Here is a 25293-nt window from a genome sequence, read left to right on the forward strand (position 1 = left end):
AGCCGGCCTGGAAGGCCGCAGTGACAACGACCTTCACGAATTGATCGACCGCGGATAGCCGTGGCTACACCTGTTCTTCAGAGCAATTGTTGGGGGAGGCCCTGGTGGGGGACGTCGAGAACTTCCGGTCCTACGCGCGACGCGCCGTCGGTGACGAGCGGACGCCGCGCGAGGGGGCGCACGAGCTGGAGGAGTCCGCGCGCGAGCCCATCGCCGTCGTGGGTATGTCGTGCCGTCTGCCCAAGGCCCGCAATCCCCTCGCCTTCTGGGAACTGCTGCGCGACGGCAGGAGCGGCATCACCGACGTGCCGGCCGACCGCTGGGACGCGCACCGGCTGCTCGCGGCGGACGTCACGGCTCCCGGCAAGGTCACCACCACGCGCGGCGGCTTCCTGGACGACATCGCCGGTTTCGACGCCGACTTCTTCGGGATCGCCCCGAACGAGGCCGCGATGATGGACCCTCAGCAGCGTCTGATGCTGGAACTCGGCTGGGAGGCGCTGGAGGACGCCGGCATCGTCCCCGAGCACCTCGCGGGGACCCGCACGGGCGTCTTCGTCGGCGCCATCTGGGACGACTACGCGGTCCGGCTCTACAAGCACGGCACCCGGCGCATCGACCGCCACTCCGTGACCGGACTCCACCGCAGCATCATCGCCAACCGCCTTTCCTACACGCTCGGCCTCAACGGCCCCAGCCTCGCCGTCGACGCGGCCCAGTCCTCGTCGCTGGTGTCCGTGCACCTGGCCGCGGAGAGCCTCCGCGCCGGAGAGTGCACGCTCGCGCTCGCGGGCGGAGTCAACCTCACGATCGTCCCCGAGAGCACCATCGGCTCGACCAAGTTCGGCGGCCTGTCACCGGACGGACTGTGCAAGACCTTCGACGCCCGGGCCAACGGCTACGTCCGCGGCGAAGGCGGCGCCTACCTGGCGCTCAAGACCCTGTCCCGGGCGGTGGCGGACGGCGACCGGATCTACTGCGTGATCGAGGGCAGCGCCGTCAACAACGACGGCGCCACGCCCGGCCTCACGGTGCCCAGCGCACGCGCCCAGGAGGAGGTCATCCGCCGCGCGCACGACCGCGCCGGAACCCGTCCCGAGGACGTCCAGTACGTCGAGCTCCACGGCACCGGCACGCGCGTGGGCGACCCCATCGAGGCGGCCGCCCTGGGCGCCGCACTCGGCACCGGGCGCCCCGCCGACGCCCCGCTGCACGTGGGGTCCGCGAAGACCAACGTCGGCCATCTGGAGGGCGCGGCGGGCATCGTCGGCCTGCTCAAGACCATCCTCAGCATCTGGCACCGCGAGCTGCCGCCCAGCCTCAACTTCGAGACACCCAACCCCGACATCGCCTTCGACGAACTCCGCCTGCGTGTTCAGCAGGACCTCACCTCCTGGCCCCGGCCCGACCGCCCACTGATCGCCGGCACCAGCTCCTTCGGCATGGGCGGTACCAACTGTCACGTCGTACTGCGTGAGTGGACGGTCGACGACTGTGCGTCCGTGCAGGACGGACCGGCCGTCGTGACGGACGGGACGGTGCCGTGGCTGGTGTCGGCGAAGTCGCGGGCGGCGCTGGAGGAGCAGGCGCGGCGGCTCCTTGACCACCTGGACCGGCACCCGCGGGAAACGCCCGCTGAAGTCGGTCATGCGCTGGCGGTGGGCCGGTCGGTGTTCGATCACCGGGCGGTGGTGGTCGGCCGTGAACCGGCCGACTTCCGGGGCGCGTTGAGCGCGCTGGCCGAGGGGGAGCCTTCCGCGCAGGTGGTTACGGGTGCGGTGGCCGCCCGACCCGGCAAGACGGTGTTCGTCTTCCCGGGGCAGGGGTCGCAGTGGGTCGGTATGGGCGTGGAGCTCATGGCGTCCAGCCCTGTCTTCGCCGAACACCTGACCGCCTGTGCGGCGGCGCTGGAGCCGTACACCGGCTGGAACCTCATCGACGTCCTGGCCCAGGCGCAGGGTGCCCCCGCGCTTGAGGGCGACGATGTCATCCAGCCCGCGCTGTGGGCGGTGATGATCTCCCTGGCGCGGCTGTGGGAGCACCTGGGGATCACTCCGGACGCGGTGGTGGGGCACTCCCAGGGTGAGATCGCCGCCGCGCACATCGCCGGCGTGCTGTCGCTGGAGGACTCCGCGCGCATCGTGGCGTTGCGTTCGCAGGCTCTCGTCCAGATCGCGGGGCACGGCGGCATGGTTTCCCTGCCGCTGCCTTTGGCCGATGCTTCGGAGCTGATCGGACGGTGGGAGGGGCGGCTGGTCGTCGCCACGGTCAATGGGCCGTCGGCCACGGTGGTGGCCGGTGATACGGACGCGGTCGAGGAACTGCGAGCTCATTGCGAGAAGGAGGGCTTCCGGGCTCGTCGTGTCCCGATCGACTACGCCTCTCACACGTCTCACGTGCACCCTCTTCGCGACCGATTGCTGGATGTCCTGGCGCCGATCGAGCCGCGAGAGGCGAGCATCGCGTTCTATTCCACTGTCGCCGGTCATCTGGGCGGGCCGATGGCCGATGCCACGGTGATGGACGCCCGGTACTGGTACGACAATCTGGCCACCGCCGTGCACTTCCAGGCCGCCACCAGCGCTCTGCTGGACGACGGGCACACGCTGTTCATCGAGGCCAGCCCCCACCCCGTCCTCACCCACCCCCTGCAGGAGACCGTCGAGGATCACGCGAGCGGTGGCGAGGTCGTCGTCACCGGCACCCTGCGCCGGGACGACGGCACCTGGCAGCGCGTGCTGACCTCCCTCGCCACCGTCCACACCCACACCATCGCCCCCGTCGACTGGTCGGGCTTCTTCCCCGCCACCCGGCCCACCCACCTCGACCTGCCCACCTACCCCTTCCAACGGCGACGTCACTGGATCGACCTGCCGACGGACGGCGTTGCCGACGCCGATTCCGACGCGTCCGTCGATGTGGTCGCCGACGTGGTCGCCGACCGGCCCGAGGACACGGCTCCCCCTGCCGAGTCCGGCGCGTCGTCGCCGCTCCTCGACCGCCTCAGGAAGGCTTCCCGGACCCAGCGGGAACAGATCCTCACCGACCGGATCCGTGCCGAGGTCGCGGCCATCACCGGACGTGTCACCTCGGAGACGGTGGACGGCGACCGCACGTTCAAGGACTTCGGTTTCGACTCCTTCGCCTCCGTCGAACTGCGGAACCGCCTGAGTGCCCTCACCGGCCTGAAGTTGCCGACGACGCTGCTCTTCAACCACCCGACCCCCACCGCCGTCGCCCGCTATCTCCGGACCGAACTCCTGGGCTCCGAGGAGTCCGGCAGCATCGCCCACGGCTCCCCGCTCGCCGCCGCCAGCGCGGACGAACCGATCGCGATCGTGGGCATGGCCTGCCGTTATCCAGGAGACGTCCGCGCCCCCGAGGACCTTTGGCGCCTCGTCAGCGAGGGCGTCGACGCCATCACCGACTTCCCCGCCGACCGCGGCTGGGACACCGAGAAGCTCCTCGATCCCGACCCGGACCGACCCGGTACGTCGTATGTCACCAAGGGCGGATTCCTGTCCGAAGCGGCGGCGTTCGACCCCGCGTTCTTCGGGATCGGCCCGCGCGAGGCGACGGCGATGGACCCGCAGCAGCGGCTGCTCCTGGAGACCTCCTGGGAGGCGATCGAGCAGGCGGGCATCGACCCGGCCGCGCTGCGCGGCAGCCAGACCGGCGTGTTCGTCGGCGCCATGACCCAGGAGTACGGCCCCCACCTGCACGACGGCGTCGCCGGGTTCGACGGGTACCTCTTGACGGGCAACACCGCGAGCGTCGCCTCGGGCCGCATCTCGTACACCCTCGGTCTGCAGGGCCCGGCCGTGACGGTGGACACCGCCTGCTCCTCCTCGTTGGTCTCGATGCACATGGCGGCCCAGGCGCTGCGCAACGGCGAGTGCTCGCTGGCCCTGGCGGGCGGCGTCGCCGTCATGGCCACGCCGGGCATGTTCGTGGAGTTCAGCCGGCAGCGCGGGCTTGCGGCGGACGGGCGGTGCAAGGCGTTCGCCGAGGCGGCGGACGGCACGGCCTGGGCGGAGGGCGTGGGCCTGCTGCTGCTGGAACGCCTCTCCGACGCGCGGAGGAACGGCCATCAGGTGCTGGCGGTCGTACGCGGCTCGGCGATCAACCAGGACGGCGCGAGCAACGGCCTGACCGCCCCCAACGGGCCCTCGCAGGAGCGCGTGATACGCCAGGCCCTGGCCGGCGCGGGCCTGTCGGCGCAAGAGGTCGACGTCGTCGAGGCCCACGGGACCGGGACCGCCCTCGGCGACCCGATCGAGGCGCAGGCGCTGATCGCCACCTACGGCAAGGACCGGCCCGAGGACCGGCCGCTGTGGCTGGGCTCGCTGAAGTCGAACATCGGCCACTCCCAGGCCGCGGCGGGCGTGGGCGGCGTCATCAAGATGGTCATGGCCATGCGTCACGGCGTCCTGCCCCAGACCCTCCATGTGGACCAGCCGTCCTCGCACGTGGACTGGGCCGAAGGAGCGGTGGAACTCCTCACCGAGAACCGGACCTGGCCGGAGAGCGACCACCCGCGACGGGCCGCCATTTCGTCGTTCGGTATCAGCGGCACCAACGCCCATCTCATCGTCGAGCAGGCTCCGGAGGGCGAGGGTGCCGCCGGTGAGGGTGTGCCGGAGCCGGTGGTGGTGACGGACGGGACGGTGCCGTGGCTGGTGTCGGCGAAGTCGCGGGCGGCGCTGGAGGAGCAGGCGCGGCGGCTGCTGGACCATCTGGATCGTCACCCGGAGGCGACGCCCGTCGAGATCGGTCACGCGCTGGCGGCGAGCCGCTCCGTGTTCGATCACCGGGCGGTGCTGGTCGGCCGTGAACCGGATGATTTCCGGGGTGCGTTGACGGCGCTGGCCGCTGGTGAGCCCTCGGCCCGAGTGGTCGCCGGTACGGCTGCGGCGCAGCCGGGCAGGACGGTCTTCGTCTTTCCCGGGCAGGGCTCGCAGTGGGCCGGTATGGGTGTGGAGCTGATGCGGACCTCGCCGGTGTTCGCCGAGCACCTGACCGCCTGCGCGGCGGCACTGGAGCCGCACACCGGCTGGAACCTGGTTGATGTTCTGGCCCAGGAGCAGGGCGCTCCCGCCCTTGAGGGCGATGCGGTCATCCAGCCCGCTCTGTGGGCGGTGATGATTTCCCTGGCGCGGTTGTGGGAGCACCTGGGGATCACTCCGGATGCGGTGGTGGGTCATTCGCAGGGTGAGATCGCCGCCGCGCACATCGCCGGTGTGCTGTCGTTGGAGGACTCCGCGCGCATCGTGGCGTTGCGTTCGCAGGCTCTGGTTCAGATCGCGGGCCGCAGTGGCATGGTGTCTTTGCCTCTCCCTTCGGCCGGTGCCTCCGAGCTGATCGGCCGGTGGGAGGGGCGGTTGGTCGTGGCCACGGTCAACGGGCCGTCGGCCACCGTGGTCGCCGGTGACATCGCCGCGGTCGAGGAGCTGCTGGCTCACTGTGAGAGCGAGGGTCTTCGGGCCCGGCGTGTCCCGATCGACTACGCCTCTCACACGTCGCATGTGCACCCGCTGCGTGAGCAGTTGCTGGACACCCTCGCTTCTGTCGAGGCGCGCGCGGCCACTGTCGCGTTCTATTCCACGGTGGCCGGTCATCTGGGCGGGCCGATGGCCGATACGACGGTGATGGACGCCGAGTACTGGTACGACAATCTGGCCACCGCCGTGCACTTCCAGGCCGCCACCAGCGCGCTGCTGGACGACGGGCACACGCTGTTCATCGAGGTCAGTCCCCACCCCGTCCTCACCCACCCCCTCCAGGAAACCGCGGAAGACCACCCGACGGGCGAGCGGACCCTGGTCACCGGCACCCTGCGCCGCGACGACGGCACCTGGCAGCGCGTGCTGACCGCGCTCGCCACCGCCCACACCCACACCACCACCCCCGTCGGCTGGTCGGACTTCTTCCCCGCCACCCGGCCCACCCACCTCGACCTGCCCACCTACCCCTTCCAGCACCAGCGTTACTGGCTGGAGCGGCCCGAGAGCGCGGGGGACGCGGCCGCGGCCGGACAGGTGGGGGTCGAACACCCGCTGCTCGGTGCGGCGGTGGAGCTGGCGGGCACGGATGTCACCGTGCTGACCGGTCGGTTGTCGTTGCAGACGCACGGCTGGCTGGCCGACCACACGATCTCCGGCACCGTTCTGCTGCCCGGCACGGCCTTCGTCGAGATGGCGCTCCGCGCGGGTGACGAGGTGGGCGTTGACCACCTTGAGGAACTCGCCCTGCAGGCACCGCTCGTCCTGCCGGCGACCGGTGGCGTCCAGCTGCGCGTGGAGGCCGGTGAGCTCGACGACACCGGACGGCGTTCCGTGAGCGTGTACTCCCGGCCCGACGGCCAGGGGACAGGTGTGCCCTGGACCTGCCATGCCACCGGCGTGCTCGCCACCAGTGGCCCGGCGCCGTCCTCATGGGATCCCCGGGTGTGGCCGCCGGCCGGGGCGGTGCCGGTGGAGACCGATGAGCTGTACCCGTCACTGGCCGTCCTCGGCTATCAGTACGGCCCCGCATTCCAGGGGGTGCGGACGGTGTGGAAGCGGGGCGACGAGGTGTACGCCGAGGTGGTGCTGCCGCAGGAGCGGCACGCCGAAGTGGCCGCCTTCGGCATCCATCCCGCGCTGCTGGACGCGGCCCTGCACGCCGGGCTCGTCCCGGACCCGGTGGCCGGGTGGGAACCGGAGCCGCCGAGGCTGCCGTTCGTGTGGTCCGACGTGCGGCTGCACGCGACCGACGCCACGAACGTGCGGGTGCGGCTGGCCCCGGCGGGCCACGACGCCCTCGTGCTGGAGGTCGCCGACACCGAGGGCGCGCCTGTCGCGTCGGTCGGTTCCTTGATGATGCGTCCCGCTGACCCCGCGAAGCTGGGCGGGGCCCGGGACGGGCACCACGACGCGCTGTTCCGCATGGAATGGGTGAGCCGGGCGGTGCGGGTTGCCGACGGGACCCCGGTCGGCCCGTGGGCGCTGGTGGGCGACGACGGACTGGGGCTCGGCACCGTTCTGGACGCCGCACAGATGCGTCGCTACGCAGACCTGACCGCGCTCACCGGCGAGTTCGAGGAACTCGCCACCACCGACTCCGCAGACACTTTCGACGACTCCCGGCCCGAACTCGTCCTGTTCTGCCACCTGCCCGGGGAAGGCGCCGCCTCCGGCGATCCTGCCGCCGCCCGCGTCGAGCTGTTCAAGGCGCTGTCCCTGGTGCGGTCGTGGCTCGCCGACGAGCGGTTCGCCGGCACACGGCTGGCGGTGGTCACCCGTGGCGCGGTGGCGGCCGACGACGCGGAGCAGCCGGACCTCGCCTCCGCACCGGTGTGGGGCCTGCTGCGCACCGCGCAGACGGAGAACCCGGACCGTTTCGTCCTCGTCGACGTCGATGAGGACGAGCGTTCCCTCCGCGCCCTGCCCGCCGCGCTCGCCTGCGGTGAGCCGCAGTTCGCGGTGCGCGGGGGAGAGGTCCTGGTGCCTCGGCTCGTCCGGGCCGGGTCCGCGGCCGACGGCGCGCCGACACCTCCGCGGGAGCGGGCGGTGGGGCGGCCGGACGCGACCATGCCGTCCGTGTGGGATCCGGAGGGCACGGTGCTGATCACCGGCGGCACCGGCACGCTGGGCGGGCGCTTCGCCCGGCACCTGGTGACCGAGTACGGGGTGCGGCGGCTGCTGCTGGTCAGCCGGCGGGGGCCCGGCGCGGAGGGCGCCGCCGAGCTGGTGGAGCGGCTGGCCGGGCTCGGGGCGACGGCCACGGCGGTGGCGTGCGACGTCTCCGACCCCGAGGCGCTGTCCGGCCTGCTGGAGGCGATACCGGCCGAGCACCCGCTGACCGCGGTCGTGCACACGGCGGGTGTGCTGGACGACGGCCTGGTCTCCGCGCTGACGCCCGAGCGGATGGACGCGGTGCTGCGGCCCAAGGCGGACGCGGCATGGCACCTGCACCGGCTCACCCAGGGCCGGGACCTGAGGGCGTTCGTCCTGTTCTCCTCGGTGATGGGCGCGCTCGGCGGCGCGGGGCAGGGCAACTACGCGGCGGCGAATGTCTACCTCGACGCGCTGGCCGCACTCCGCCGGGCCCAGGGACTTCCCGCCACGTCGCTGGCCTGGGGCTTCTGGGACGAACGCAGCGAGCTGACGGGGGATCTGGACCAGGCGGACCTGGCCCGGATGGCCCGCGCGGGCCTGGTGCCCCTGCGGTCGGACGAGGGGCTCGCCCTGTTCGACACGGCCCTCGCCCTGGGCGAGCCCACGCTCGTTCCCGCACGCCTGGACACCACGCGGCTCGCTAAGGACGGGAACGGGCCGCTGCCCGCGGTACTCGGCGCCCTGGTGCGTCCCCGTGCCGCCCGGCGTACCGCCGCGGCCGGTTCGGCGGGCGGCGCCACGGGCGGACAGCGGTTCGCCGGGATGTCCGCGGCCGACGCGGAGCGCGAGCTCATGGAGGCGGTGCGCGCCCACACCGCGACCGTGCTGGGGCACGCGACGCCGGAGGCGGTCCGGCCGGACAGCAGGTTCAAGGACATCGGCTTCGACTCGCTGTCGTCGGTGGAGCTGCGCAACCGCCTGAGCGCGGCCTTCGGCCTGCGCCTGCCGGCGACAGCGGTCTTCGACCATCCGACGCCCGCCACGATGGCCCGCCACCTGCGCGGCGAACTGCTCGGCGAGGCGACGCCCGCCGCCGCACCCGTGGTCACGGCCGCCGCGCTGGACGAGCCCGTGGCCATCGTGGGCATGGGATGCCGGCTTCCCGGCGGCGTCACCTCCCCCGAGGAGCTGTGGGAGCTGGTCGCGTCCGGCAGCCACGGGATCTCGGGGCTGCCGACCGACCGCGGCTGGGACGTCGACGGGCTCTACGACCCCGACCCCGACCGGCGGGGCAAGAGCTATGTCCGTGAGGCGGGCTTCCTCTACGACGCGGGCGAGTTCGACGCCGACTTCTTCGGTATCGCGCCCCGCGAGGCGCTGGCCATGGACCCGCAGCAGCGGCTGCTCCTGGAGACCACCTGGGAGGCGTTCGAGCGTGCGGGCATCCGCCCGGAGTCGGTGCACGGCAGCCGGACGGGCGTGTTCGTGGGCGCCATGCCCCAGGAGTACGGCCCTCACCTGCACGATGCCACCGAGGGACTGGACGGCCTGCTGCTGACCGGCAATACGACCAGTGTGCTCTCCGGCCGCCTCGCCTACTTCCTCGGTCTTGAGGGCCCGGCCCTCACCATCGACACGGCGTGTTCGTCGTCCCTGGTGGCGCTGCACCAGGCGGCGCATGCGCTGCGCCAGGGGGAGTGCACCCTCGCGGTGGCCGGCGGCGTGGCCGTGATGGCCACTCCGGGAGTGCTCACCGAGTTCAGCAGGCAGCGCGCTCTCGCGCCCGACGGCCGGATCAAGTCGTTCGCGGCCTCCGCCGACGGCACGGGCTGGAGTGAGGGCGTCGGAATCCTCCTCCTGGAGCGGCTCTCCGACGCGCGGAAGAACGGCCATCAGGTGCTGGCGGTCGTGCGCGGCTCGGCGGTCAACCAGGACGGCGCGAGCAACGGCCTGACCGCCCCCAACGGGCCTTCCCAGGAGCGCGTCATCCGCCAGGCCCTGGCCAACGCCCGGCTCACCCCGGACGAGGTCGACGTGGTCGAGGCGCACGGCACGGGTACCAAGCTGGGTGACCCGATCGAGGCGCAGGCGCTGATCGCCACCTACGGTCAGAACCGGCCCGAGGACCGGCCGCTGTGGCTGGGTTCGCTGAAGTCGAACATCGGCCACAGCATGGCGGCCGCCGGCGTCTCCGGTGTGATCAAGATGGTGATGGCCCTGCGGCACGGGGTACTGCCCCGCACACTGAACGTGGACGAGCCGACCCCGCACGTCGACTGGCCCGCGGGCGCGGTGGAGCTGCTCACCGAGGAGCGGTCCTGGCCGGACCCGGGACGCCCGCGCCGCGCGGCGGTCTCCTCCTTCGGTATCAGCGGCACCAACGCCCATCTCATCGTCGAGCAGGCTCCGGAGGACACCGGCGTCACCCGTGAGGGTGTGCCGGAGCCGGAGGTGGTCACGGACGGGACGGTGCCGTGGCTGGTGTCGGCGAAGTCGGAAGCCGCGCTGGCAGAGCAGGCGCGACGTCTCCTCGACCACCTCGACCGTCACCCTGGGGTGACCCCCGCCGAGGTCGGCCACACGCTGGCGGCCAGCCGTTCGGTGTTCGATCACCGGGCGGTGTTGATCGGCCGTGAACTGGCCGACCACCGAGGCGCGTTGACCGCGCTGGCCGCTGGTGAGCCCTCCGCCCGGGTGGTCACCGGCACGGTGGCGGCGCAGCCGGGCAGGACGGTCTTCGTCTTTCCCGGGCAGGGCTCGCAGTGGGCCGGTATGGGTGTGGAGCTGATGCGCACCTCGCCGGTGTTCGCGGAGCACCTCACGGCGTGCGCGGCGGCGCTTGAGCCGCACACCGGCTGGAGTCTCATCGACGTCCTCGACCAGACGCAGGGCGCCCCAGATCTCGACCGCGTCGACGTCATCCAGCCTGCGCTGTGGGCCATGATGATCTCCTTGGCCCGGCTGTGGGAGCACCTGGGCATCACCCCGGACGCCGTAGTGGGCCACTCCCAGGGTGAGATCGCCGCGGCGCACATCGCCGGTGTGCTGTCGCTGGAGGACTCCGCTCGCATCGTGGCCTTGCGCTCCCGGGCCATCACCCACATCGCGGGCGACGGCGGGATGGTCTCCCTGCCCCTTGCCGTGGCGGACGCCGAGGAACTCATCGCCCGGTGGGAGGAGCGGGTGGTCGTGGCCGCGGTCAACGGGCCGTCGGCCACCGTGGTTGCCGGTGACGCCGACGCGCTGGCGGAGATCGTCACCCACTGCGAGGGCGAGGACATCCGGGCCCGGAAGATCCCGGTGGACTACGCCTCCCACTCCCCGCACGTCGAGGCGCTCCACGACGAACTGCTGGAGCTGCTGGCTCCGGTGCGCCCGCGGGAGGCGGAGGTGGCGTTCTACTCGACGGTGGGCGACCACGCCAAGGGCGCGATGAGCGACACGACGGCGATGGGTGCGGCGTACTGGTACGAGAACCTGCGCACCACCGTGGCCTTCGAGGCGGCCGCCCGCGCCCTGCTGGACGACGGGCACACCCTGTTCGTCGAGGTCAGCCCCCACCCGGTACTCACCCACCCCCTCCAGGAGACCGTCGAGGACCACACGGGCGCCGGCGAGGTCGCCGTCACCGGCACCCTGCGCCGCGACGACGACACCTGGCAGCGCGTGCTGACCGCGCTCGCCACCGCCCACACCCACACCACCGCCCCCGTCGACTGGTCGGGCTTCTTCCCCGCCACCCGGCCCACCCACCTCGACCTGCCCACCTACCCCTTCCAGCACCAGCACTACTGGATCCAGCAGACCACCACCGCGACCGATCCCCACACCCTCGGCCTGCACGCCGCCGACCACGGCCTGCTCGGTGCCGCCGTCGCCCTCGCGGACGGCGACGGACACGTGTTCACAGGGCACCTGTCGCTGCGCAGCCATCCCTGGCTGGCCGACCACGCCGTCCACGACACGTCCCTCCTGCCCGGCACCGCGTTCGTCGAACTGGCCCTCCACGCCGGTCAGGCCACCGACACCCCCCACCTGGAAGACCTCACCCTCGAAGCCCCCCTCACCCTCCCGGCCACCGGCGGCCTCCACCTGCAGGTGCACGTGGCCGCATCCGACGGCGACGGCCACCGGGCCCTCACCATCCACTCCCGACCCGACGACGCCACCCCCGACCTGCCCTGGACCCGCCACGCCAACGGCACTCTCGCCCCCCAGCCGTCCGGCGCGCCGGACCCGGCCGAGTGGGCGGAACTCGCGGCCTGGCCGCCGGCCGGCGCCACTCCCGTGCCCGCCGGCACTCTCTACGACCATCTCGCCGACCGCGGCTACCGCTACGGCACCACCTTCCAGGGCCTGACCGCCGTCTGGCGCCAGGGCGGCGCCCTCTACGCCGAAGTCACCCTCTCCGACGACACCGACAACGCCACCGCCGCCGACCACTACGGCATCCACCCCGCGCTCTTCGACGCCGCGCTCCACCCGATCGTCGGCGCCGGCCCCGAGCAGGACTCGGACCAGGTGCTGCTGCCGTTCGCCTGGTCGAACGTCCAGCTGCACGCCGTGGGCGCCCGGGCCCTGCGCGTCCAGATCAGCCCTGCTGACGCGGGGACGCTGCGCGTCAGGCTCGCCGATCCCACCGGGCAGCCGGTCGCCGAAGCGGCATCGCTGGCCCTGCGGCCCATCACCACCGAGCAGTTGGCGAAGGCCGTTGCGGCGGGAGGAGACGACCACCTGTTCCGCCTGGCCTGGACCCCCGCGTCCGTCACGGAGGAGCTCAAGACCGGCCGTGTGGCGTTCCTGGGAGCCGCCGTTCCCGAGGCACTGGTCACATCGCTGCCCGGCGATGTCGCGGTCGAGCGCCACGAGAAGCTGGCACCGCTGCTGGCGGACGACACCGCTCTCCTCCCGGACCTGGTCATCGCGACTGGCCTGCTGGAGCGTTCCCACTCGGGCGAGGACGTCCCCGGCCCCGCGCGCGAGGCCGTCCAGTACGCCTTGGACCTGGTCCAGGAGTGGTTGGCCGAGGAGCGGCTGGCCGGCAGCCGGCTCGTGTTCGTCACCAGGCGAGCCGTCGCGGTCCATGCCGACACCGAGTCGCCCAGCCCCGCGGACGCCGCTGTCTGGGGCCTGATCCGTACGGCTGAGGCCGAGAATCCGGGCCGCTTCACCCTGATCGACCTGGCGGACGAGAAGGCCATCGCATCCGAGTCGTTCCGCGCGGCGTTGGGAAGCGGCGAACCGCAGGTGGCCGTGCGTGACGGCGATCAGCGGCTGTACGTCCCCCGGCTCGTACGGGAGGTGCAGCCCGACGACACCGCCGTACCGGAGCCCGCCGCGGGCGGCACGGTGCTGATCACCGGCGGCACGGGCACCCTCGGCACACTGTTCGCCCGCCATTACGCGACGGCTCGGCAGGCCGGCCATCTGCTGTTGACCAGCCGACGCGGCCCGGACGCTCCGGGCGCGCGCGAACTCGCCGCCGAACTGACCGAACTGGGTGTGAAGGTGACCGTCGTCGCCTGCGACACCGCCGACCGCGGCGCCCTCGCCGCGCTCCTCGCGGCCGTCCCCGACGAACACCCCCTCACCGCCGTCGTGCACACCGCCGGCGTCCTCGACGACGGCACCATCACCTCCCTGACGGCGGAACGCGTCGAGCGCGTCTTCCGCCCGAAGGTCGACGCCGCCTGGCACCTGCACGAGCTCACCCGCGAGAGCGACCTCACCGAGTTCGTCCTCTTCTCCTCCGCGGCGGGCGTTCTGGGCACGCCGGGCCAGGGCAACTACGCCGCGGCGAACGTCTTCCTCGACGCGCTGGCCGAACGCCGTCGCGCCGACGGGCTGCCCGCCACCTCCCTGGCCTGGGGACTGTGGTCCGACAGCAGCGGCATGACCGGCCACCTGGACGACGTGGACCTGACCCGGATGGCTCGCCTCGGGATCAAGCCCATCACGGCGGAGGAAGGGGTGGCGTTGTTCGAGGCGGCCCGTGCCACGGGCGCCGCCTGCCTGGTCCCCGCCAAGATCGCCCCAGCCCTGCTCCGTCCCCACTTGGAGACCGGCACTCTTCCCGCCGTCCTCCAGGGCCTGGTGCGCGCTCCCGTCCGCAAGGCCACCGTGGCCACGGCGACCGACGGCGCCACCCTCCGCGATCGCCTGGCCCACCTGTCACCAGAGGAGGCCGAGGACACCCTCGCCACCCTCGTCCGCACCCACGTCGCCCTCGTCCTGGGCCACGACACGTCCGACACCATCAGTCTCGACAAGGCGTTCAAGGACCTCGGTTTCGACTCGCTGACCGCGGTCGAGCTGCGCAACCGTCTGGCGTCCTCGACCGGACTGAGCCTGGCAGCCACCCTCGTCTTCAGCTACCCGACCCCACGTGAACTGGGGCGGCACCTGCACGACCTGCTGCGTCCGGCAGCGGACACCGGCTCGGCCGAGGACGCGGGGATCCGGGAAGTGCTGCGGACCGTCCCGATCGAAAGGCTGCGGAGCGCGGGCATCTTGGAGCTGGTCCTGGCGTGCGCCGACCCGTCTCAGCCGAACGCCGACGGCCAGGCGGCGGACACGGACACCGGCGCGGACGAGCTGGCGGACTTGGACCTGGACGCACTCGTCGACCTTGTTCTGGATGAGAAGGGTGAGTGACATGACCAACTCCGCGGATCGCACAGCGGACGGCGCGGACCGGGTCCAACGGGCGCTCCGCACGCTGCTGGAGGAGCGCGACCGCCTCCGCCAGGAGAACGACGCCCTGAAAGCCGGGCGCGGCGAGCCGATCGCCGTGGTGGCCATGGCCTGCCGCTACCCGGGGGGCGTGTCATCGCCCGAGGAGCTGTGGAATGTCGTCCGCGACGGCCTGGACGTAGTGGGCGAGTTCCCGCAGGACCGCGGGTGGCGGGACATCTTCGACCCGGATCCCGACACGCTCGGCAGCTCGTACACGCGGCACGGAGGGTTCCTGACGGACGCGGCCGCCTTCGACGCGGGGTTCTTCGGCATCAGTCCGCGTGAGGCGCTGGCGGTCGATCCGCAGCAGCGCTTGCTGCTTGAGACGTCATGGGAGGTCTTCGAGCGGGCGGGCATCGTGCCCGCCGATGTGCGCGGGGCCGACGTCGGGGTCTTCTCCGGCGTGAGCTCCGCCGAGTACGGGACGCGTTTCGTGGAGGCGAGCGGGCACGACCTGGAGGGCTACCTGCTGCAAGGCAGCGTGCTGAGCATCGCCTCCGGCCGAGTGGCCTACGAATTCGGCCTGACCGGACCGGCGGTGAGCGTGGACACGGCGTGCTCGTCTTCGCTGGTGGCCGTGCACCTGGCGATGCAGTCACTGCGCTCGGGGGAGAGCTCGCTCGCGCTCGCGGGTGGGGCGGCGGTGATGGCGACGCCCGCGCTCTTCGTGGAGTTCTCCCGGCAGCGCGGTCTGTCCGCCGACGGCCGGTGCAGGTCCTTCGCGGACGCGGCCGACGGGACCGGCTGGGCCGAGGGCGTGGGGGTGCTGCTCCTGGAGCGGCTGTCCGACGCCCGCCGCAACGGCCACCCGGTGCTGGCCGTCCTGCGCGGTTCCGCGGTGAACCAGGACGGGGCCAGCAACGGGCTGACCGCTCCCAACGGCCGTGCCCAGGAGAAGGTGATCCGCAAGGCTCTGGCGAACGCGGGGGTCTCGGCCGCCGAGGTGGACCTGCTCGAAGCCCACGGCACCGGAACCACGCTGGGGGATCCCATCGAGGCAGGCGCTCTGCTGGCGACCTACGGACAGGGACGGGCCGAGGGCAGGCCGCTCCGGTTGGGGTCGCTGAAGTCGAACATCGGTCACTCCATGGCCGCCGCCGGGGTCGGCGGGGTGATCAAGGCCGTGATGGCCATGCGCCACCGGTACCTGCCGAAGACCCTGCACGTGGATCAGCCCTCACGCCACGTGGACTGGTCATCCGGTGCGCTCGAACTGCTGCTGGAGGGGCGTGAGTGGACCCGGGCGGGCGGCCCGCGGCGGGCCGCGGTGTCGTCGTTCGGCGTCAGCGGCACCAACGCACACGTCATCCTGGAAGAGGCCCCGCGGCAGGAACAGGCGGACGAGGGCGATCCGGACTCGGGCGTCGTCGGCGGCCTCGTGCCGTGGGCGCTGTCCGGCAAGAGCGCGGCGGCCGTGCAACAGCAGGCGCGTAAGCTGCGCGAATTCGCCGTCGCCGACCCGGGTCTCGATGTCGCCGATGTCGGCTGGTCGTTGACGTCGAGCCGGACCCGGTTCGGGCACCGCGCGGTGGTCCTGGGACACGACCGGGACGAGCTGTTGAGCGGCCTGACGGCGCTCGCTGCCGGCGAGGAGTCCGCCGCGGTGGTGCGCGGCACGGCCCGGGAGCTCGGCGGTACGGTCTTCATGTTCCCGGGACAGGGTTCGCAGTGGGTCGGTATGGGCCGTCAGTTGTACGACACCTTCCCCGTCTTCGCGCAGAGCCTCGACGCGTGCGCGGCCGCCTTGGCCGAGTGGGTCGACTGGTCGCTGCTCGACGTGGTGCGCGGCGTGGAGGGGGCACCGACGCTGGACCGGGTGGACGTGGTGCAGCCGGCGTTGTTCTCCGTGATGGTGTCCATGGCCGCCCTGTGGCGGTCCTGGGGTGTGGAACCGGCCGCGGTCGTGGGGCACAGCCAGGGCGAGATAGCCGCAGCCCACGTCTGCGGCGCCCTGTCACTGCGCGACGCCGCCAAAGTCGTGGCGCTCCGCAGCAAGGCTCTGGTGGATCTGATCGGTCACGGCGGGATGGCGTCGGTCGCGGAGTCCGCGGATGTCGTGGCGGAACGTCTCGCTCCGTGGAGCGACCGAGTGAGCATCGCCGTCGTCAACGGACCCCGCTCGGTGGTGGTGTCCGGGGAACCCGACGCCCTCGACGAATTCGTCGAGAAGATGAAGGCCGAAGGCGCTCAGGCCCGGCGAATAAAGGTCGACTACGCGTCCCATTCACATCACGTGGCCCGGGTCCGTGACCAGGTGCTCGGCCCGCTGTCCGACATGAGCCCGAAGACGTCGACGCTGCCCTTCTACTCGACCCTGTACGGCGAGGTCATCGACACCGCGCAGCTGAACGGCGACTACTGGTATACCAACCTGCGCGAGAAAGTCGTCTTCGAAACGTCCGTCCGACGGCTGGCCGACGACGGTTTCCGGGTGTTCATCGAGATGAGTCCGCACCCCGTGCTGACCGTCCCGGTGCAGGAGATCGTCGAGGACGTGGACGACGCGGTGGTCCTGTCGTCGTCGCGGCGGGATCGCGGGGAGGTGGAGGCCGTGCTCGGCTCGCTGGCCGGGCTCCACGTCCAGGGCGGGTCCGTGGACTGGGACGTTCTGTTCGGGACGCGTCGACGGGTGGATCTTCCGACGTACGCGTTCCAGCGGCAGCGCTACTGGCTGAACTCCGTGCACACGGGGGTGACGGCGGAGGTGTCCGCGCTGGAGCCGCCCGCGGCTGACGACGATCCCGTCGCCCTGCCGGACCTGATCGCCGACCTCTCCGACGACGAGGCGACGGCACTTGTCCTTGACCACGTCCTCACGAAGGTCGCCGTCGTGCTCGGACACCCCTCCAGCGAGGCCGTCGACCCCGACCAGGAATTCAAGGACATCGGATTCGACTCGCTGCTCTCGGTGCAGCTGAGCAAGGGCCTGGCCACGACGACCGGACTCAAGCTGAGGCCGAACCTGGTGCTGCGGCACCCGACACCGAGGCGGGTCGCCGGGTACCTCAAGACCTCGATGGCCGGTCGCGACCGGCGGTGAACCCACGGTGTACGGGGCGCCTGGGCCCCGCACACCGCCCAGCCGACGGACCGCGAGTCCGCCGGCGACCAGGCTCGTTCCGGCTTTCCTGAGAGGATGATCTCTGTGCGTTCGTTCGGTGCGTCGTCTGCGCACAAAGGGTTGTGGCGGGCGCAGGAAATGTTCCCCGACACACTGAACCATGCGCTCACCCTGTGGAACGTGGACGGTGAGCTGGACGCGGCCGTCATGGAATCCGCGTTCCTGCATGTGATGGGCGAGGCGGAAGTGCTGCGCGTCACCTTCGTCGACGACGGCGACGGGCTGCGCCTCGTGCCCAGGGAACTGGGCGACTGGCGGCCGTTCTTCCTGGACACCGGCGCCGAGGACGATCCGGAGCAGGCGGCGCGCGAAGCGCTGGCCGACATGGTGCGGCAGCCGTTCGACCTGGAGCGGGACCTGCTGTTCCGGCTGGGCGTGGTCAGACTCGCGGCGGCCCGCTCCGTGCTGGTGATCATCTACCACCACCTCATATCGGACGGGTTCGGCGCGGCCGGCCTGCTGTCGCGGCGCCTGGCCGAGGTGTACACGGCGCTGTCGCGGGGTGCGGACGTACCGGAGCTGCCGCACCCGTGGGATGCCGAGTCGTTCGCGACCGAGGCGGCGCAGTACAGCGCCTCCGAGCAGTTCGCCGAGGACACGGAGTTCTGGCGCGACTACCTGGCGGACGCGCCCGCCCCCGCCCGGATTCCGCGTGTCGCCCTGTCCGACGCGATGCGGTCCGCGCTCTCCGAACCGATGGGCAGCGCCGACCGCTGGGGGGAGTTGACCGAGCCCATCGGCATGGTGAGCCGCACGCTGACCGTTCCGCACGCCGATGCGCAGGCGTGGACCGAGGCCGCGAAGTCCATGGGCGTGTGGATGTCGTCGATGCTGACCGCGGCCGCGGCCGTGTTCCTCCGGCACCGCTGCGACCGTCCGGAGTTCCTCCTCTCGCTGGCCGTGGCCAATCGGGTCGGGGCGGCGAGCAGGACGCCCGGTCTGGCGGTGAACGTGGTGCCGGTGCGGGTGAAGGTTCCGCTCGGTGCGACCTTCACCGAGATCGCCGACGCGATCGGCGACGAGACGTACGAGATCTTCGATCACGCGGCCTGCCACTACTCGGAAATCCAGCGCGCGAGCGGAACCGTCCTCAACGATCGCGGCAGTTTCGGCGCCGTCGTCAACGTCGTCGAGTTCGCGGAACGCCTCCGCTTCGCCGACAGCCCGGCGCACTTCCTCGGCGGGACGACCGGGACCTTCGAAGAACTCGCGATCGGCGTCTACACCGACGGAACCGCCGACAGCGACCTGTTCATCCGGCTCGACGCCCCCGCGAGCCTGTACTCCCGCGCGGAGCTCCGTTTCATCGGCGAGGACCTGATCGCGCACATCCGCGCCGTGGTGGCCGCCGACGAACAACCGGTCGGCGCGCTGGACGTGGTGAGCGGTGCCGAGCGGGACCGGGTGCTCACGGCGCCGAACGACACGAATGTGCCGGTGCCGGGGCTGAGGGTTCCGGAGCTGTTCGCCCGCCAGGTGGACCGGGCTCCCGACGCCGTCGCGGTGGTGTCCGGGGACTCGGCGGTCTCGTACCGGGAACTGGACGAGCGCTCCAGCCGCCTGGCCGGGGCACTGCGACAGCGGCAGGTCGGACCCGAGACGGTCGTGGCGGTGGCGCTGCCCCGATCGGTCGACCTGGTCGTCGCTCTGCTGGGTGTGGTGAAGGCGGGCGGAGCCTACCTGCCGGTCGACCCGACGTTCCCGGCGGCGCGGATCGCGCCGGTGGCCCGCGACGCCTCGGTGCGCGCGTTGCTCACCGATATGGCGACAGCCGAAGCGCTCTCCGGCGATCTGGATGTGCCGGCGATCCTGTTCGACGACATCCGCCCGGACACCGCCGCCGACAGCGACGCTGCGACGGAGGTTCCGCTCCCGTCGCGTCAGGACGGCCTGCTGGCCGTGATGTACGGCTCCGGACCGACCGGTGCGGCCACAGGAGTCGCCGTGACGCACCGGAACATGGAGCGGTTCGCCCTGGACCGCCGCTGGCGGGAAGGCGGCCGAGACACCGTGCTGTGGCATGCGCCGCACACCTCCGACGCGCTTCCCCTCGAAGTGTGGGTGCCTTTGCTGAACGGCGGCCGCGTGGTCGTGGCCCCTCCGGGGGAGCTGGACATCGACGCGCTGACCGAGGTGCGAGCGGCGCACGAGATCTCCACGGTGTGGCTGCCCGCGGGCCTGTTCTCGGCGATCGCGGCAGAACGCCCCGAGCGTCTGGCCGGGTTGCGCGAGGTGTGGACCGGTGGTGAGCGTGTGTCCGCGGCCGCGGTGCGACGGGTGCGGGAGGCCTGCCCCGAGCTGACGGTCGTCACCGGCCACGGCCCGACGGAAACAACCGTGTTCGCCGCGTCCCACCGCATGGCCGCGGACGAACCGGTGCACCACGCGGGCGCGGTCGGCCGCCCGATGGACCACACGGCCCTCTACGTGCTGGGGCCGGGGCTGGCGCCGGTCCCCGTGGGCGTGGCCGGAGAGCTGTACGTGGCCGGGCCCGGCGTGACGCGTGGCTGCCCCGGGCGACCCGGGCCGACCGCGGAGCGGTTCGTACCCTGCCCGTTCGGTCCGGCCGGCGCGCGCATGTACCGGACCGGAGACCGGGTGCGGTGGAGTACCGACGGCCTCCTCGAGTACGTGGGCCGGGCCGGCGCCCGGGCCGACGTACGTGGTACCCGGGTCGAACTGGCCGAGGTCGAGGAAGCGCTGTCCGAACACACCAGCCTTGCACGGTCGGTGGTGGTCGTCAGCGAGGACACCTCCGGGCAGCAGCGCCTTGTGGCCTATGTGGTTCCGGTGGGCGGCCGGACCGTTGCGGGTGACGAACTGCGCCGGTTCGCCGCGGGGCGGCTGCCGGAGTTCATGGTCCCGTCGGTGTTCGTGGTGATGGAACGCCTGCCGCTGACCGCCGGCGGAAGGGTGGACCGGTATTCGCTGCCGGAGCCCACGTTCGATGACGACAAGTACCGGGCACCGCGCGACCACACCGAGCGGGTGCTGGCCGAGGCGTTCGCCGACGTGCTCGAGCTGGACCGGGTGGGGATCGACGACGACTTCTTCGACCACGGCGGCAACTCGCTGCGGGCGATCAGACTGACCGGCCTGATCCGGGCGGAGCTGAACCAAGAGGTGCCCATCCGCACGTTGTTCGCGGCGCGCACCATCGCCGGGCTGTCCGACTCGTGGAAGGAGCTCGCCCGGTCCAGCAGGCCGACTCTGCGCAGGAGGACGAAGGAAGGCGAAGCTCTGTAGGTGTTCCGCCGTCATCTTCGGCAGAGGCGAGATCCATACCGCCAGACACCCCGGTCGACCTGGCCGACCGGGGTGTCGCTCCGCTGCGGCCCACCCTCCGCGCACACGAACACACCGAGCCGGGCCCCTGGCCGGCTCCGCGACCCCCGCCCGGGCGGCAAGGTGTCGGCCCCGGAGAGGGAACCTAGCGGACTGCCTTCCGGGCGGCGGAGAGGTCTCGGACGGTGGCGGAGATGATGTCGTTGACCTCCTGACCGTGCTCGTCGAGGTAGAAGTGGCCGCCCTGGAAGACGTGCAGGGAGAACTCGCCCGTGGTGTGCTCCCGCCAGGCATCGGCCTCGGCGGTCGTGGTGTGCGGATCGTCGGTGCCGACCAGCATGGTGACGGGGCAGTCGAGCCGCACACCGATGACCCGGGGGTGGGTCTCGATGGCCGTGTAATCGCCACGGACGGCGAAGACGATGGACGCCCTCAGATGCTTGTTCTCCAGGTAGACGGGGTCGGTGCCGCCGACGGAACGCAGTTCGTCGATGATGCCGTCGTCGTCACGGCGGTGAACCGTTCCACCGCGCAGCAGGGAGGGCGGGGGGTAGCCGGAGGCGAGCAGCCAGGCGGGCGGAGCGCCGGTGTCGTCCTGGTAGCGGCGGGCCACCTCGAAGGCGAGGACGGAGCCCATGCTGTGGCCGAAGAAGACGGTGGGCCGGCCGTCCTCGGAGCGACGAAGTGCCGCGTAGGTGAGGTCGGCGAGTTCGGCGAAGTTCTCGACGCAGCCCTCGGCACGCCGGTCCTGCCGACCCGGGTACTGAACGGCGAGCACGTCCAATTCCGGTGAGAGAGCTTCCGACAGTGCGTAGAAGTAGCTCGCAGAACCCCCGGCGTGCGGGAAGCAGACGATTCTGAATTCGCTGTCGTCGGCGGGATGGAAGCGGTGTATCCACTCCCCGTCGAATTTCCCTGACCCTGTCATGCACGACCTTTCTGTGTGTTTACCGAATACGGCCCGCGGTGCGGGAGCGGTCCGAGCGTAGCGGAGCTGTTCGGAAAGGAACCGGCAACCCGAACAACCTCTTCTCCATGGGGAGCACACCGGGTTGTCCGGGGCGGAACTCGATGAGCGCATCGAATTCCGGCGGGCCCCGGTGGGTTCAGGCGGGCCGGTGGTCCAGGAGGGATGCCACGAGGCTGGTGTCGACGTTGCCGCCCGAGACCAGTACGCCGATGTCCCGCGCCTGGCCGTCGGCGGCCAGGCGCAGGGCGCCGGCCACGGCGGTGGCGGCGGCGGGCTCGATGAGCAGACGGGCGTGCACGAGGACCAGGCGCAGCGCCTGGGCGATGGCGCTCTCCTCGATGGTGAAGACCCCGGCGACGGTGTCGTGGGCCAGGTCGTAGGGGAGTTGGCCGATGCGGTCGGGGCGCAGTCCGTCGGCGATGGTGGGCCGGGCGTCCACGGTGACCGGCCCCCCGGCCTGCAGGGCCGCGGTCAGGGCGGGGACGGCGCTGGGCTCGGCGCCGTAGACGTCGATGTCCTGGCCCGTGGTGGCCAGGCAGGCGCCGGCCAGCGCGCTGCCGCCGCCCACGGGCAGCACCACCGCGTCCAGGCGGCCGTCAGCGGCGTCCACCTGGTGCAGCAGGTCCACGGTGGCGGTGGCCTGGCCGGCCACCACGTCCGGGTTCTGGTAGGGGTCGATCTCGTCCAGGCCGCGGGTGTGTTTCAGTTCCTCGACCACCGCGATGCGCTCGGCCAGGGTGGTTCCCACCTGGATCACCTCGGCGCCGGTGTCCCGGATGCGCGTCACCTTGGCCGGTGCGGCGTCGGTGGGCAGCACCAGTACGGCCGCAAGCCCGTACTGGGCGGCGGCCAGCGCCACGGCTATGGCGTGGTTGCCGGTGGACTGCGCGACCACACCAGGGCTTTTGGCCCCCGCCAGCCGCTCCACGGCAAGGAGCGCGCCACGCATCTTGAAAGAGCCGCCACGCTGGAGGTTCTCCGCCTTCAGCCACAGCCGGGCCCCGGCCAGACCCTCCAGCTCCTCGCTGCGCACCACGGGTGTGTGCACTACACGGCCGGCGATACGGCGCCGGGCATCGTGCACCCCGTCATGACTCAGCAGCGGCGGCTGCCCGGCGAAAGTCACGGCATTCGCGCCGACCGACATGAATACGTCTCCGCTTCTCTGCGACATCGAGGCGTCCTCGGGATGCAAGCCGCGCGCCGAAAAGAGCAAACCAACAGCATGTGCACGCGGCGGAGCTTCCATTCATGTCCTGTCGACGGGACACGAATGCACGGCCCGCGCGGATGCGCTGATACAGCGGTGCGCGTCGGCTGAGGGGGATTATTCAAACAGTTCATCGTGCCGTTCCACTTTGGCGGCGCCTCCGATGGAAATGCAAGCCCGCCCGGGCGTACGGACTTCCCGGAGCGGAAAAGCTCCCCTTTGTTCGAGGGCCTCAAGCAGCTTGATGCGATCGCACTGATGACCCCAGCCGGAACTCTGGAACGGCGAAGGCCCCCTCGTCGGTGAGGGGGCCTTCGTGTGGGGAGCGCCCGGCAGGCCTTGCACCTGCATTCCCCATCGGATGATGGGCGTCTTTCCTTGGACCACGGACGCTTGACTCCCGTGCCGTGCACCGGAGTTGGGTGAAGAGCGTACACGGTGTCGGACACGGTCGAAGCGGGGCGGCGTACGCCAACGCCGTGTCGGAGTACGCCGCCCTCGGTCGGGACGAGCTGGGGGAGGTGGTCGGCCAGGTCGTCCCGGCTACTTCGGGTCGCGGTTGTATACCGACTGTGCCCAGACGTAGCCGAGCGCGGAGAGGCCCAGGCACCAGGCGATCGAGAGCCACCCGTTGTGGCCGATCTCGGTGCCGAGCAGCAGGCCGCGCACGGTCTCGATGACCGGCGTGAACGGCTGGTACTCGGCGATCGGCTGGAACCAGCCCGGCATCGAGTCGATCGGCACGAACATGCTGGAGATGAGCGGGAGGAAGGCCAGCGGCATGGCGTTGTTGCTGGCCGCCTCGACGCTCGGACTGACCAGGCCCATTCCGACCGCGATCCAGGTGAGCGCCACGGTGAACAGCGTGAGCAGGGCGAATGCCGCGAGCCACTCCAGGGGCGTGGCGTCCTTGGACCGGAAGCCGATGGCCACGGCGATGGCGCCGACGAAGACCACGCTGATGATCGCCTGCAGCGCGCTGCCGATGACGTGCCCGATGAGCACGGAGCCGCGGTGGATCGCCATCGTGCGGAAGCGGGCGATGATGCCCTCGGTCATGTCGTTGGAGACGGACACCGCGGTGCCGACCATGGTGTTGCCGATGGTCATCAGCAACAGGCCCGGCACGATGTAGGCGATGTACGCGGAGCGGTCCGCGTGTCCGCCGCCGATGCCCGCGCTCATCACGTCGCCGAAGATGTAGACGAAGAGCAGCAACAGCAGGATCGGCGTGAACATCAGGTTCAGGGTGAGGGACGGGTAGCGCCGCGCGTGCAGGAGGTTGCGGCGCAGCATCGTGGACGAGTCGCGCACGGCGAGGGAGATCCCGGTCGGGCGGGCGGGAGCCAGGGGAGCGTTCATCGGACAGCCTCCTCGGCCTTGTCGGCGCCGCCGGTCAGGGCGAAGAACACGTCGTCGAGGTCGGGGGTGTGCACGGTCAGCTCATCCGCCTCGATGTCGGCGGAGTCCAGCCAGTCGAGGATGGAGCGCAGCTCGCGCTGGCCGCCGTCACTGGGAATCTGCAACGACAGCGCTTCGTCGTCCCGGGTGGCCTCGCGCAGCGCGAGGGCGGCGCTCTGATAGACGGACGGGTCGGAGAAGCGGAGCCGGACATGTCCGCCGGGGATCAGCCGTTTCAGCTCCTCGGCGGTGCCCTCGGCCGCGATCTGGCCGTTGTTGAGCACGGCGATGCGGTCGGCGAGCTGGTCGGCCTCTTCCAGGTACTGGGTGGTGAGGAAGATGGTGATGCCGTCGGACAGCAGCTCGCGGATGATGCGCCACATGTTGTGTCGTGAGCGGGGGTCGAGGCCGGTGCTGGGCTCGTCGAGGAAGATGATGCGGGGATTGCCGACCAGGGTCATGGCGATGTCGAGGCGGCGCTTCATGCCGCCGGAGTAGGTGGAGGCGGGCTTTTTCGCGGCCTCGACCAGGTCGAAGCGCTCGAGGAGCTCGGCGGCTGCCCGCCGTCCCTCGCTTCGTGGCAGGTGGTGCAGGTCCGCCATGAGGAGCATGTTCTCTTCGCCGGTGATCAGCCCGTCGACGGCGGAGAACTGGCCGGTGACACCGATCGCGGCGCGCACCCCCTCCGGTGACGTGGCGACGTCGTGGCCCGCGACCTGAGCCTGCCCGCCGTCGGCGCTGATGAGCGTGGACAGGATCTGCACGGTGGTGGTCTTGCCGGCGCCGTTGGGCCCGAGCAGCGCGAAGACCGAGCCGGCCGGGATGTGCAGATCGATGCCGTCGAGGACGGTCTTGTCGCCGTACGACTTGCGCAGACCGGTGGCGGAGATGGCGGCCGACGACGTGTGACCGTCGGCCAGCCCAGACGTGGGCATGACAAAAGAAGGCATGGTGCCCTCCGTTCGAAGGCTGA

General features: G+C 71.5%; 7 protein-coding genes. 3 read left to right on the forward strand and 4 right to left on the reverse strand.

Annotation, left to right across the window (positions count from 1 at the left end; translation table 11 throughout):
• Positions 1–185 precede the first annotated feature (185 nt).
• The 3 genes from AVL59_RS10930 to AVL59_RS10940 all read left to right on the forward strand — a co-directional run bounded on the left by AVL59_RS10930 (position 186) and on the right by AVL59_RS10940 (position 20700).
• Positions 186–14252: a type I polyketide synthase gene (locus AVL59_RS10930; protein WP_067317133.1), complete on the forward strand. Its 14067-nt coding sequence runs from the start codon at positions 186–188 to the stop codon at positions 14250–14252.
• A gap of 1 nt (position 14253) precedes the next feature.
• Positions 14254–17373 carry a type I polyketide synthase gene (locus tag AVL59_RS10935; protein WP_067302148.1) on the forward strand — a complete coding sequence of 1040 codons (3120 nt, stop codon included), beginning with the start codon at positions 14254–14256 and terminating at the stop codon, positions 17371–17373.
• Positions 17374–17469: 96 nt separating this feature from the next.
• The gene (locus AVL59_RS10940) at positions 17470–20700 is read left to right on the forward strand and encodes a non-ribosomal peptide synthetase (RefSeq protein ID WP_079146635.1); all 3231 of its coding nucleotides are present in this window, start codon (positions 17470–17472) and stop codon (positions 20698–20700) included.
• 184 nt (positions 20701–20884) lie between these two features.
• Here AVL59_RS10940 and AVL59_RS10945 read toward each other — a convergent pair whose 3' ends face one another.
• The 4 genes from AVL59_RS10945 to AVL59_RS10960 form a co-directional block, all read right to left on the reverse strand.
• Positions 20885–21667, reverse strand: a complete 783-nt coding sequence (locus AVL59_RS10945) for a thioesterase II family protein (RefSeq protein ID WP_067302151.1) — start codon at positions 21665–21667, stop codon at positions 20885–20887.
• Positions 21668–21845: 178 nt separating this feature from the next.
• Positions 21846–22883, reverse strand: coding sequence for a threonine ammonia-lyase (locus AVL59_RS10950; RefSeq protein ID WP_159399893.1), 1038 nt, complete (start codon positions 22881–22883; stop codon positions 21846–21848).
• 579 nt (positions 22884–23462) lie between these two features.
• Positions 23463–24281, reverse strand: a complete 819-nt coding sequence (locus AVL59_RS10955) for an ABC transporter permease (RefSeq protein WP_067302155.1) — start codon at positions 24279–24281, stop codon at positions 23463–23465.
• Positions 24278–25255 carry an ATP-binding cassette domain-containing protein gene (locus AVL59_RS10960; protein ID WP_067302158.1) on the reverse strand — a complete coding sequence of 326 codons (978 nt, stop codon included), beginning with the start codon at positions 25253–25255 and terminating at the stop codon, positions 24278–24280. Before AVL59_RS10960 ends, AVL59_RS10955 begins: the two co-directional genes overlap by 4 nt.
• Positions 25256–25293: the final 38 nt, after the last annotated feature.

It is taken from the genome of Streptomyces griseochromogenes, from assembly GCF_001542625.1.
Classification (GTDB): Bacteria; Actinomycetota; Actinomycetes; order Streptomycetales; family Streptomycetaceae; genus Streptomyces; species Streptomyces griseochromogenes.

What these genes read in the sequence shown, in the direction of transcription:
- AVL59_RS10935 (WP_067302148.1), top strand. Translation starts at nt 14,254, where the DNA reads ATGACCAACTCCGCGGATCGCACAGCGGACGGCGCGGACCGGGTCCAA.
- AVL59_RS10940 (WP_079146635.1), top strand. Translation starts at nt 17,470, where the DNA reads ATGATCTCTGTGCGTTCGTTCGGTGCGTCGTCTGCGCACAAAGGGTTG.
- AVL59_RS10945 (WP_067302151.1), bottom strand. Translation starts at nt 21,667, where the DNA reads ATGACAGGGTCAGGGAAATTCGACGGGGAGTGGATACACCGCTTCCAT.
- AVL59_RS10950 (WP_159399893.1), bottom strand. Translation starts at nt 22,883, where the DNA reads ATGTCGCAGAGAAGCGGAGACGTATTCATGTCGGTCGGCGCGAATGCC.
- AVL59_RS10955 (WP_067302155.1), bottom strand. Translation starts at nt 24,281, where the DNA reads ATGAACGCTCCCCTGGCTCCCGCCCGCCCGACCGGGATCTCCCTCGCC.
- AVL59_RS10960 (WP_067302158.1), bottom strand. Translation starts at nt 25,255, where the DNA reads ATGCCCACGTCTGGGCTGGCCGACGGTCACACGTCGTCGGCCGCCATC.